We start from the raw sequence: 11449 nt of genomic DNA on the forward strand, positions 1-11449 counted from the left end.
GTGAGTGGCATTTGGGTCACCTTTAGACGCAGTGAAGGATATCCCATCACGAACGCAGACGATACCCACACGTGGTGCTTGGATACCCCCAAAAATACCCCTAGATACCCCCCGGATTGCAGTGGACTTGTTTCGAGCGTCCTGGATGATGAAGAGTCGGTGAGGATTGAATTTATTATTATTGGACTTTATCGGACTTCTTTGAACGGGTCGATGGTGCCGGGAGAGGGACTCGAACCCTCACACTGTTGCCAGCGCGGGATTTTGAGTCCCGTGCGTCTACCAATTCCGCCATCCCGGCAATTCAGGCCGCCCCGCCATGGTAGCGGGATTTTAGCTCCGGCTCACGTTTGCTTCGCAAACACTACCCTTCGCTGCAACAACGCCCGGAGGGCGATGTTGTGAGTCCGGTGCGTCTACCAATTACGCCATCCCGGCTAGGGGGCTACCCGAGAGCGGGCGGGATTATCAATGATCTGGGCGCTCATCGCAAACATTAGACGATAATGCGCGCCCATGCGCTTACAAGACTTCGATTTCGATTTGCCGGCTGGGCTCATCGCTCAGCACCCCGCGCCCGAGCGCAGTGCAAGCCGCTTGTTGCGCGTTCACGGCAACCAAATCGCCGATTGCATGGTGCGCGAACTGCCCGCGCTGTTGGACCGGGGCGATCTCTTGGTGTTCAACGATACGCGGGTAATGAAGGCGCGCCTTCTTGGCCGCAAGCACTCAGGTGGCCAGGTGGAGGTGTTGATCGAGCGAATATTGAACGACAAGCATGCGCTAGCCCAGATCCGGGCCAGTCATGCCCCTAAACCGGGCGGGCGGATCATTGTCGCGGACGACGCGGTCCTTGAGGTATCGGGCGCGGAAGAGGGGTTCTACGTGCTCGATTGGCTAGGGGAGGGCACGCTCCTGGAGATGCTGGAGCGCCACGGCAAGGTGCCCGTGCCGCCCTACATCACGCGCGCCGCGAATAAAGCCGATGAGGCGCGCTACCAAACCGTCTATGCCCGAGCAATCGGCGCGGTGGCCGCGCCTACCGCCGGGCTGCATTTCGACCAAATGCTCCTTGAGCGCTTGGCGCAGGCAGGCGTGCGTAGCGCCTTCCTCACGCTGCATGTGGGGGCGGGTACTTTTCAACCGATTCGAGTACAAAACTTGGACGAACATCGCATGCACACGGAGCGCTACGAGATTGCGCAAGAGTTGGCCAGCGCCGTGGAGCAAACCCGGCGCGCGGGCAACAAAGTTGTGGCCGTGGGAACGACCACGCTGCGCGCCCTGGAGTCCGCCGCCATGGAAGGCGAACTTCATGAGGGGGCGCGAGAAACCTCGCTTTTCATCCGTCCGGGGTTTCGGTTTCGGATCGTGGACCGTTTGTTCACCAATTTCCATCTGCCCAAATCTTCCCTGCTGGTCTTGGTCAGTGCCTTCTCTGGCCATGAGCGCATTCGCCGCGCTTACGCCCATGCGGTGGGGCGGCGTTATCGCTTTTTTAGTTATGGCGACGCGATGTTGCTTGAGCGGGACGCGTAAGCGATGAAATTCACGCTGCTTGCGCACGCGGGCAGCGCCCGTCTGGGCCGCCTGGAATTGGCCCATGGCGTGGTCGATACGCCAGCGTTCATGCCCGTGGGAACCTACGGCGCGGTGAAGGGCGTAGGCCCGGCTGATTTGAAAGACCTGGGCGCCCAAATCATTCTGTCCAATACCTTTCATCTGTGGCTGCGGCCCGGGTTGGAAGTCATTGGCGCCCACGGGGGGTTGCACCGCTTCATGGGCTGGGCAGGCCCCATCCTCACGGATTCTGGCGGCTTTCAAGTGTTCAGCCTGGGCGATCTGCGTAAGATTTCCGAGCAGGGTGTCACTTTCCAATCGCCCGTGAACGGCGACCGGTGTTTTCTCACGCCGGAAGAGTCCATGCGTATACAGCGCGTGCTGAACTCCGATATCGCGATGGTGTTCGATGAGTGCACTCCTTATCCCGCCACCGAAGCGCAAGCGCGCGAGTCCATGTTGCTCTCGCTGCGTTGGGCCAGCCGTAGCCGGCTGGCCCATGAGGGAAACCCGAATGCATTGTTCGGAATTGTGCAAGGGGGTATGTACGAAGCGCTTCGGACGCAGTCTCTGGTAGGATTGGAACAGATAGGCTTCGGCGGCTATGCCATCGGCGGATTGTCGGTGGGCGAGCCAAAGGAAGACATGCGCCGAATCCTCGCCTTCACCGCGCCCTTGCTGCCGCGTGATAAGCCGCGGTATCTGATGGGCGTGGGTACGCCTAGGGATTTGGTGAATGCAGTTGAACTGGGGATGGACATGTTCGACTGTGTGCTGCCCACGCGTAACGCGCGCAATGGCTGGGTCTATACGAGCGGGGGCATCGTCAAGCTGCGCAATGCGCGCTACCACATGGATACGAATCCGTTAGATGCGTCTTGTGCGTGCCATACCTGCGCCCATTTCACGCGCGCCTACCTGCACCATCTTCAGCGCGTCAACGAGATGCTGGGGGCGCGCTTGAACACGCTGCATAACTTGCATTATTACCAGACGCTGATGCGGCGAATGCGCGAGGCGTTGCGAGACGGGCGCTGGGCGCAATTCTTGGTGGCTTTCGAGCAAGAGAGCCTTGCTCATGCACCTTCCGCCGGTGAAGCCGGTGAGTGACCGGCGTTAAAACCGTGCCTCCCCATGACAAACTGTTAGAATGCGCGCCTTTCAAAATCGCCTGGTCGCGCGTCGTGTGATGCGCGCACTCCTGGTACTACAGGATATTAAACATGATTAGCTTGGCTTACGCGCAGGGGGCTGGTGTGGGCGGCATGGATCTCATGACGTTGATGCCGCTCGTTCTAATGTTTGTGTTGCTCTACTTCTTGATGCTGCGCCCTCAGATGAAGAAGACCAAGGAGCATAAAGTGATGCTGGGTTCCCTGCAGAAGGGCGACGAAGTCGTCATCTCCGGCGGTACCCTTGGCAAGATCACCAAGGTGGGCGATAGTTACGTCAACGTGGAAATCGCCGCCAACGTCGAAGTCGTGGTGCAAAAAAGCGCGGTCCAGACCCTGTTGCCGAAGGGCACCTTCAAAAGCGCCGCTGGCTAAGGTTTGCCTCGCGGTCATTACAAGAGTCCCACGCAATGAATCGTTTTCCTCTCTGGCTTAACATCCTCATATCCGTAGTGCTGTTGGTGAGTTTGATTTACGCGGTGCCGAACCTCTTCGGCGAATCTCCCGCGGTGCAGATATCCTCGGCACGCACTACGCTCAAGATGAATGAAGGCGTACTGGCGAAGGCCAAGGAAACCCTCGGCCAGGCCAATATCGCGTTAGACGAGGCCTTTCTGGATTTGGATAGCGTCAAGGTCAGCTTCCACGACACCGACACCCAACTCAAGGCCAAGGATATCTTGGAGAAAGTCCTCGGCGGCGATTATGTGGTGGCTTTCAACCAAATCTCCAATTCCCCGCGTTGGATGTCCAAGATCAACGCCAAGCCCATGTACTTGGGCCTTGACTTGCGCGGCGGTGTGCACTTCTTGCTGCAAGTGGACATGAAAGGCGCCATCACGAAATCCCTAGACAACACGGCGAGCCAGTTGCGCGTGGCGTTGCGGGGTGAGGATACGCGCTACGCGGGCATCAGCCGCGAGGGCGCCGCGGAGAGCGCATCGGTGGTGATCCGGTTCCGGGAGGCGGCCAAGCGCGCAAATGCCGTGAACGTGATCAAGAAGGATTATCCGAATCTCGTGTTGCGCACGGAAGACCGCGGCGAGGATTTCCTGCTGTCCGGAACGCTCACGCCAGAGGCCATCAAGGGTATTCGCGAATTTGCCGTGCAACAAAACCTCACCACCTTGCGCAACCGGGTCAACGAATTGGGGGTGGCGGAGCCTATCGTTCAGCAGGCCGGGCAGGACCGGATCGTGGTGCAGTTGCCCGGTGTGCAGGATACGGCCAAGGCGAAGGATATATTGGGCCGTACCGCATCGCTTGAAGTGCGCATGGTGGATACCGAGGCCGTGCCGGGAGAGCCCAAACCCGGAACGGAAGTTTTCCCCGAGATGAACCGCGATGGAACGCTTGGCCAGGTGTCCGTGAAGCGGCAAGTCGTGCTGACTGGCGACCGCATCACCGATGCCCGCCCCACGCAAGACCAAAATGGCGATGCTGCGGTATCCGTGTCTCTCGACGGCGTCGGCGGGCGAGTGATGTTGCAGACCACGCGCGAGAACCTCAACAAGCCCATGGCCATCATCATGTTCGAGAAGGGCAAGGGCGAGGCCATCTCGGTGGCGACCATCCGAGGCGAGTTCTCCACGCAATTCCAGATCACCGGCCGCTTCACCACGGAAGAGACCACGCGTTTATCGTTGCTGCTGCGCGCGGGCGCCCTGGCCGCGCCCATGGATTTCGTGGAGGAGCGCACCGTGGGGCCGAGCCTGGGTAAGGAAAATATTCGCCTGGGCTTTCAATCCATGTGGATGGGATTCGCCGTGCTGTCGGTCTGCATCATGGTCTACTACAGCTTGTTCGGCGTGGTTTCGGTGATCGCGCTGGCGGCCAACTTGCTGATGCTGGTGGCCTTGCTGTCCATGTTGCAGGCAACGCTGACATTGCCAGGTATCGCCGCCATAGCCTTGACCCTGGGCATGGCCATCGACGCCAACGTCCTCATCAATGAACGCATACGCGAGGAATTGCGCAATGGCACCACGCCACAGGCGGCCATCGCCACGGGATACGAGCGCGCGTGGGCCACTATTTTGGATTCTAACCTGACGAGCTTGTTCGCGGGAATAGCGCTCTTTCTACTAGGTTCCGGGCCCGTGCGGGGATTCGCCGTGGTGCATTGCCTGGGGATCCTGACATCGATGTTTAGCGCTGTGCTGGTATCCCGGTCCATGGTGAACTTTATCTTCGGCTCGCGCAAGAAATTGGAGCGGGTGCCCATTGGAAACGTCGATTGGCACCGCAAGGCCACCGTTTGAATACCGCCTACAGAATTTACCAAGGATAGACAGCATGGAGTTTTTCAGAATCCGCAAAGACATCCCCTTCATGCGCCATGCGCTCACCTTCAACATCATATCGTTGGTGACATTCGTGCTGTCGGTGATTTTTCTGGCGACGAAGGGGCTACACCTCGGTGTGGAATTCACAGGGGGCACTGTGATGGAGTTGTCCTACCCCAAGGCGGCCGACGTTGCGCAGATACGCCAAACTCTCGAAAGCATCAAGTTAGGCGACGCCGCCGTACAAAAATTCGGCAGCTCCGATACCGTGTTAGTGCGATTGCCCGCGCGCGCGGACGTGCAAGGCGACAAACTTTCCGAGCAGGTATTCTCGGCACTTGCGCAAAAAGACCCGGGCGTGCAGAAGCTGCGCGTGGATTTCGTTGGGTCTCAAGTGGGTAAGGAGTTGCTGGAGAACGGATCGCTTGCCTTGGCCTTGGTATCTATACTGATCGTGCTGTATCTGTGGTTTCGTTTCGAGTGGAAATTTGGCATCGCGGCCATCATCGCCAATTTGCACGACGTGGTGATCATTCTCGGATTTTTTGCCCTGTTTCAGTGGGAGTTCTCCTTGCCGGTGCTAGCCGCGGTGCTGGCGGTGCTGGGTTACTCGGTGAACGAATCGGTGGTGGTGTTCGACCGGATTCGCGAGAACTTCCGCAAGATGCGCAAGGCCTCGGTGCAAGAGATCATTGACAACGCCATCACCCGCACCATGTCGCGCACCATCATCACTCACGGTTCCACGCAGATCATGGTGACGATGATCCTGCTCTTCGGCGGCGACACCTTGCACTACTTCGCCCTGGCGCTCACCATCGGCATTTTGTTCGGCATCTACTCCTCGGTGCTCGTGGCGAGCCCCATAGTGATGTGGCTAGGGGTGTCCCGCGAAGATCTGGTCAAGCCCGAAAGATCCAAGCAAGAGGCCGTTATTTGAGCTTGCCGTCCGGCACCCGCTCAATCCGTCTTCCACTCGCGGCGAAGGGTTAGGGCGCGGCGCGGCATGGATCTCATTACTTCCTTCTTCCAAATCCTGGTTCATCTGGACCAGCACCTTTTCGACTTCGCCCAGCAGTACGGAGTCTGGATATACGGGCTGTTATTCCTCATCATCTTCTGCGAAACCGGCTTGGTGGTCACTCCGTTTCTCCCCGGTGACTCGCTTTTGTTCGTGGCCGGCGCGGTGGCGGGAATCGGTGCCATGAACGTGCATCTACTAGTCGTATTGCTAATATTGGCGGCCATTCTCGGGGACAACACTAATTACTGGATCGGGCGATTCGTCGGGCCACGGGTTTTTCGGCGCGATGACACCTGGTTCTTCAAGCGCAGCTATGTGGACCGTGCCAACGCCTTCTTCGAAAAGCATGGCGGCAAGACCCTGATCATCGCCCGTTTTCTTCCCATCGTGCGAACCTATGTTCCCTTCGTGGCGGGCATTGGCAAGATGCCTTACCAACGATTCTTGCCCTTCGATATCCTAGGTGGGTTCATATGGATCACATCCTTGACCTATGCAGGTTATGTGTTCGGAAATATTCCCTTGGTCAAGAAGAATCTGACGTTGGTGATTCTCGCCATCATCTTTGTATCTTTGCTGCCTGGCATTATCGAAACGCTTCGGCACCGGGCGGCCGCACGCCCCTGATCTTTTCTTAACTTCATAGGAGACCCCGCATGATTCGTTGGATTGCAAGCATTATGTTTGGCCTGGCCGTGAGCGCGGCCCAGGCGGCGGATCCCGAGAATACGCTCCATCTGGATCTCAAGGACGGGCGGGTAGTCATAGAAATGCGACCCGACTTGGCGCCGAAGCATGTGGCGCGCATCAAGGAACTGGTGCGCAAGGGTTTCTACGATGGCATCGTATTTCACCGAGTGATCGAGGGCTTCATGGCGCAGACCGGAGACCCGACAGGCACTGGCGGAGGGGGGTCGGGAGTCAAGCTTGCCGCTGAGTTTTCCAGGGAGCCTTTTGAGCGCGGAACGGTTGGCATGGCGCGCGCGCAGAATCCCAATAGCGCGGATTCGCAGTTTTTCATCTGCTTCGCCCCCGCGCCCTTCTTGAACGGTGGTTACACCGTGTGGGGCAAGGTCACCCAGGGAATGGAAGTCGTGGACAAGATCAAGAAGGGCGACCAGGCCGCGAATGGCACGGTCAACCAGCCGGACAAGATCATCAAACTGCGCGTCGCGGCGGACGAGAAATAAGACTATCCGTGCGCCCGGCGGTTATCTTCGGGCGCCTCGTCGCGTCGTGTGAGCGTGTAGTCCCTCACCACCTGCGCCACCCGTATTCGGTAGTCAGAAAAAATTCCCTCCCGGCCCTGGGATTGGGCGTCCCTATGGCTTTCGATGTTGCGCCACCGGGTGACGGCTTCCTCGTCGCGCCAAAAGGAAAGGGACAGCATCTTTCCCTCATTGGTCAGACTGGCGAAGCGCTCCACGGAAATGAAGCCGTCGGTTTTCTCCAGTTCCGCGCGCAGGGCGGCGGCGAGATCAAGATATTCCTGAGCGCGGCCCTTGGCGGGCCAGACTTCAAACATCACGGCGATCATGATTTCTCTCCAGCAACGAGCTTGGCGCCACGCTTAGCCAGCAATTCGCGCAACAAGGAGCGGTGGCAGCGCACCTCGCCAGCGCAATAGCATCCCACCGCGAAATTCGTTTGATGAGATAGGGCGGCAAGTAACTCCAGCAAGCGCTCGTTATCTGGCTGTTTCATCTCGCTCATGTACCTTCTTGCGAAGGACTTCCAATCGCGCTCTTCACCGGCAGCTAGGAACGTTTTCAGCAGCCCCTCGCTCGGTGCGAGGTTCGGCAACCAAACATCGTAGAAATTGCGTGCCGCGAACTCGCTCTTCTTCACTCCGCGCGGGGGGCGGCGTACCGTGCCTAGGCGCAAACCTTCGTCTTGGGCGCGGGGACTGCCTAGCCGGACCACGCGAATGCTCATTGGCGGGCGCTCAATGGATGGCCGCTGCCAGCGCCTGGCGGTAGCGCCGAACCAGATCGCCGCGGTCGGTAATTAGGCTGAATAACGATAGCATGGTCTTGCGCCCAATGTCATCGCGGAAGTTGCGGTCGCGCTGGACAATTTCCAGCAAGTGATCAAGGGCCGGCTCGAACTCCTGCTTCATGACCAATTGATTGGCGAGGTTAAATCTAGACTCGAGGTCCGCCGGGTTGGCAGCGACGCGCGCGCGCAGCGATTCGGTGTCTTCTTCCGCCGTGGTGTTGGCGGCGAATTGCACCTTTGCGATCAGAGTATTGATCCAAGAATTATGGCTGGCCAGCGGGCTCAGGCGTTTGATCGCGGCTTGCGCTTGGTCGCTTTCTCCCATGTCGAGTAATACCTGGGCTTGATCCGCGATGATCTCGTCGTTCCTTGGGTCGAGCAAGGCGGCTTGGCTAAGTATTTTCAAGGCGCGTTCGTTGTCACCCTCGGCGCGCGCCTGCGCTGCTTCCTGCCGCAGAATCTGCGCGGGCGAGGGCAACAGGCGCTCGATGAAATGGCGTACCTGAGATTCGGGCAACGCGCCTAGAAATTCATCGGTTTGCTGTCCGCCGATAAAGGCCTTGACGTTGGGGATACTGCGAATTGCATACTGGCGCGATACGCCTGGGTTCTCGTCGGAGTTCACCTTGGCGAGAAGGAACTTGCCTTCGTATTGATCCGCCAATTGCTCGAGCACGGGGGCTAGCGAACGACATGGCCCGCACCAGGGTGCCCAGAAATCCACCAGTACCGGCACTTTCTTCGATGCCTCGATGACATCGCTTTCAAAGGTCTCGTCGGTAACGTCTTTGGTAAAGCTGCCCATGTTCGATGATCCTTGCAAGGAATATACGGTCTAAATGGTGCCTCGCCGGAGGTTCTTCAAGATGGCCTAGACGTTTCGCGCCAAACGAGCGGCATAGCCCGTGTAATGCGCGGGCGTGAGGGCTTGTAATCGCGCTTTGGCGTCCTCGGGGATATTCAGCGTGGCGATGATCAGGTGTAGCGTCTCGCGGGTCAAACCGTCTTGCCCGCGCGTCAAGGCTTTAAGTTGTTCGTACGCATCGGCGATGCCGTACCGGCGCATCACTGTTTGGATGGGCTCCGCCAGTACCTCCCACGAGGAATCCAGATCGGCTGCCAGCGCCACGGGATTCGCATCCAATTTGTTCAGGCCGCGCAGGCATGAATCGTAAGCCAATAGCCCGTATCCCAAGGCGCTGCCCAAATTGCGCAGCACCGTGGAATCGGACAGATCCCGCTGCCAGCGCGAGATGGGAAGTTTCGCCGCCAAATGTTCCAAGAGCGCGTTGGCGACGCCGAGGTTGCCCTCGGAGTTTTCGAAGTCGATGGGATTTACCTTGTGGGGCATGGTGGACGATCCCACTTCGCCAGCCTTCATCTTCTGCTTGAAATATCCCAGGGAAATGTAGCCCCACAGGTCTCGGTTGAGGCCGAGCAACACCCGGTTGGCGGCGGCGTAGGCGTCCAATAGTTCGGCGATGCAATCGTGTGGCTCGATCTGGGTGGTGAAGGGGTTGAAGCGGAGTCCCAGCCCAGTGACGAAGCGGCGCGCGAAGGCTTCCCAGTCAACGCCAGGGTAGGCCACCATATGGGCGTTATAGTTGCCCACGGCGCCGTTGATCTTTCCCAGTATTTCCACTTGCGCGATGCGTTTGCGCTGGTGCTGCAAGCGATGCACGACATTGGCCATTTCCTTGCCTGCGGTGGTGGGGGTCGCGGGCTGGCCATGGGTGCGCGAGAGCATCGGCAGATCCGCCCATTGGTGGGCGATCTGCCGCAGTTTTTCGATTACTCCATCCAGCGCGGGCAGCATGGCGTGTTCGCGGCTATCTCGCAGCATCAAGCCATAGCACAGATTATTGATGTCCTCCGAGGTGCAAGCAAAATGCAGAAAGCTAAGCGCGCCAAGGGCCTCGGCGTTAGTGCCCAGAGCTTCCCGTAGCCAGTATTCCACGGCCTTCACGTCGTGGTTGGTCTGCTGCTCGATGGCTTTCACCCGCTCCGCCTGCGGCTCCGCGAACCCGGCCACGATTGCGCCGATTTCGGCAAGGGTGCCAGGGGAGAAAGGCGCTAACTCAGGCACTCCCGGATCCAGCGCCAACGCCTTGAGCCATTCGATCTCCACCCGAACCCGGAAGCGGATCAATCCGGCTTCGCTGAAATAAGGCGAAAGAGTTTCGATCTTGCTGCGATAACGGCCATCGAGCGGGCTAAGAGCACTCAGGGCAGTGAGGGGCATGGGGGTGGCGTGAAGGTCGGAGAGGTTTGAATTTCTGCTGCGATACCGAATGAATTTTAGCCCCTATTGAGGGAATCCTGGTTGCCTCTAGCCAGGAACGTCATCGCGAGCCTTTGCAATGGCCGATTGACTCTCTTATAATCCGCGCCCTTGTCGTTGGGGGTATAGCTCAGCTGGGAGAGCGCTTGCATGGCATGCAAGAGGTCAGCGGTTCGATCCCGCTTACCTCCACCAATTTCTTCACGACAAAGTCCCCTTCGTCTAGAGGCCTAGGACATCGCCCTTTCACGGCGGTAACACGAGTTCGAATCTCGTAGGGGACGCCAACAAAGCCCTTCGCTTGCCGAGAGGGGCTTTTGGTGTACGCTCCCGGCGATGAATACTCTTCGAGTAGGCTTCATCGGTACCGGCCGGATCTCCGATCTGCGCGCCATGGAGTACTTGAGTAACGGGCGCATCCAACTTGCCGCCGTTTGCGACACCAATCTCGATGTTGCTCGCACCCGGTCTGCTCTTTGGGGCGTGCCCGGGCACCGGGTGTTCGAGCGCTATCAAGACTTACTTGCGTGCGAGGATATCGATCTGGTGGAGATTCTTCTCCCGCACGATTTGCGTGCCGAGGTAGCCATTGCGGCGCTGCGCGCCGGGAAGCATGTATCGGTGCAAAAGCCCATGGCCACGACCCTGGCGGATGCTGACCGAATGATTGCCGCGGCGCGCGCGAGCCCCGGCACGTTGCGCGTATTCGAGAATGCGCTCTTCTATCCGCCCATACAGAAAGCCAAAGCACTCATCGAAGAAGGCGCCATTGGCGAGCCTTTGTCCATTCGCGTCAAGGCTAACAAAGGCGATCCGCGCAGCGCGTGGCATGTGCCGGAGGCCGCGCGTGCCTGGCGCCAGGCACGCCAAGCGTAGCGGAGGCGGGCCGTTGGCCTTCGACGATGGGCACCACAAGTTCGCGGTGGCCTGGCATTTCATGGGTATGGCGGAAGAAGTGCACGCTTGGATCGATAGCACCGAAGTGGAGCCAGGCTTCGTGCTCGACTGCCCGGCGCTGATCTCATGGAAATTCGCCAATAAGCGCTACGGCAATCTGGAGATCGTCTACTCCCCAGAGTTGCAAGTGCTAACCGAGCACTACGCTCAGCACGACCCCATAGAGATCACC

The 11449-nt window shown here is 58.7% G+C and carries 13 protein-coding genes and 3 tRNA genes; 11 read left to right on the forward strand and 5 right to left on the reverse strand.

Going from position 1 to position 11449, the window contains the following annotated elements:
• Positions 1 to 214 precede the first annotated feature (214 nt).
• Positions 215 to 301, reverse strand: a tRNA-Leu gene (locus EXR36_13705).
• Positions 302 to 516: 215 nt separating this feature from the next.
• Between EXR36_13705 and queA the strand changes: the two genes are divergently transcribed.
• The 7 genes from queA (at position 517) to EXR36_13740 (ending at position 7231) form a co-directional block, all read left to right on the forward strand.
• A complete protein-coding gene (queA, locus tag EXR36_13710) occupies positions 517 to 1539 on the forward strand; it encodes a tRNA preQ1(34) S-adenosylmethionine ribosyltransferase-isomerase QueA (protein ID MSQ60658.1) in 1023 nt (340 codons plus the stop codon).
• A gap of 3 nt (positions 1540 to 1542) precedes the next feature.
• Positions 1543 to 2670 carry a tRNA guanosine(34) transglycosylase Tgt gene (locus EXR36_13715; protein ID MSQ60659.1) on the forward strand — a complete coding sequence of 376 codons (1128 nt, stop codon included), beginning with the start codon at positions 1543 to 1545 and terminating at the stop codon, positions 2668 to 2670.
• Between the two features lie 113 nt (positions 2671 to 2783).
• Positions 2784 to 3107: a preprotein translocase subunit YajC gene (yajC, locus tag EXR36_13720; GenBank protein ID MSQ60660.1), complete on the forward strand. Its 324-nt coding sequence runs from the start codon at positions 2784 to 2786 to the stop codon at positions 3105 to 3107.
• Positions 3108 to 3142: 35 nt separating this feature from the next.
• Positions 3143 to 4993 carry a protein translocase subunit SecD gene (secD, locus tag EXR36_13725; protein MSQ60661.1) on the forward strand — a complete coding sequence of 617 codons (1851 nt, stop codon included), beginning with the start codon at positions 3143 to 3145 and terminating at the stop codon, positions 4991 to 4993.
• A gap of 34 nt (positions 4994 to 5027) precedes the next feature.
• On the forward strand, positions 5028 to 5957 hold the full coding sequence (gene secF / locus EXR36_13730) for a protein translocase subunit SecF (protein MSQ60662.1): 930 nt from the start codon (positions 5028 to 5030) through the stop codon (positions 5955 to 5957).
• A gap of 66 nt (positions 5958 to 6023) precedes the next feature.
• On the forward strand, positions 6024 to 6668 hold the full coding sequence (locus EXR36_13735; GenBank protein ID MSQ60663.1) for a DedA family protein: 645 nt from the start codon (positions 6024 to 6026) through the stop codon (positions 6666 to 6668).
• 29 nt (positions 6669 to 6697) lie between these two features.
• The gene (locus tag EXR36_13740) at positions 6698 to 7231 is read left to right on the forward strand and encodes a peptidylprolyl isomerase (protein ID MSQ60664.1); all 534 of its coding nucleotides are present in this window, start codon (positions 6698 to 6700) and stop codon (positions 7229 to 7231) included.
• A 2-nt stretch (positions 7232 to 7233) separates the two neighbouring features.
• On the opposite strand, the gene EXR36_13745 is transcribed toward EXR36_13740, so the two are convergent.
• The 4 genes from EXR36_13745 to EXR36_13760 form a co-directional block, all read right to left on the reverse strand.
• The gene (locus EXR36_13745; protein MSQ60665.1) at positions 7234 to 7578 is read right to left on the reverse strand and encodes an antibiotic biosynthesis monooxygenase; all 345 of its coding nucleotides are present in this window, start codon (positions 7576 to 7578) and stop codon (positions 7234 to 7236) included.
• Positions 7575 to 7976 (reverse strand): DUF488 family protein, encoded by a 402-nt coding sequence (locus EXR36_13750; GenBank protein MSQ60666.1) that lies wholly within the window; start codon positions 7974 to 7976, stop codon positions 7575 to 7577. Before EXR36_13750 ends, EXR36_13745 begins: the two co-directional genes overlap by 4 nt.
• 10 nt (positions 7977 to 7986) lie before the next feature.
• Positions 7987 to 8844, reverse strand: coding sequence for a thioredoxin (gene trxA / locus EXR36_13755; protein ID MSQ60667.1), 858 nt, complete (start codon positions 8842 to 8844; stop codon positions 7987 to 7989).
• 66 nt (positions 8845 to 8910) lie between these two features.
• The gene (locus EXR36_13760; protein MSQ60668.1) at positions 8911 to 10281 is read right to left on the reverse strand and encodes an adenylosuccinate lyase; all 1371 of its coding nucleotides are present in this window, start codon (positions 10279 to 10281) and stop codon (positions 8911 to 8913) included.
• A 158-nt stretch (positions 10282 to 10439) separates the two neighbouring features.
• Here EXR36_13760 and EXR36_13765 point away from each other — a divergent pair.
• From EXR36_13765 to EXR36_13780, 4 genes are all read left to right on the forward strand, one after another.
• Positions 10440 to 10515 (forward strand) — tRNA-Ala (locus tag EXR36_13765).
• Positions 10516 to 10531: 16 nt separating this feature from the next.
• Positions 10532 to 10607, forward strand: a tRNA-Glu gene (locus EXR36_13770).
• A gap of 49 nt (positions 10608 to 10656) precedes the next feature.
• Complete coding sequence (locus tag EXR36_13775) at positions 10657 to 11196, forward strand: Gfo/Idh/MocA family oxidoreductase (protein ID MSQ60669.1); 540 nt, start codon at positions 10657 to 10659, stop codon at positions 11194 to 11196.
• A partial coding sequence (locus tag EXR36_13780; protein MSQ60670.1) for a gfo/Idh/MocA family oxidoreductase occupies positions 11168 to 11449 on the forward strand: 282 nt, incomplete at its 3' end. The genes EXR36_13775 and EXR36_13780, both read left to right, overlap by 29 nt.

The organism is Betaproteobacteria bacterium (genome assembly GCA_009693245.1).
Taxonomy (GTDB): Bacteria; Pseudomonadota; Gammaproteobacteria; order Burkholderiales; family SHXO01; genus SHXO01.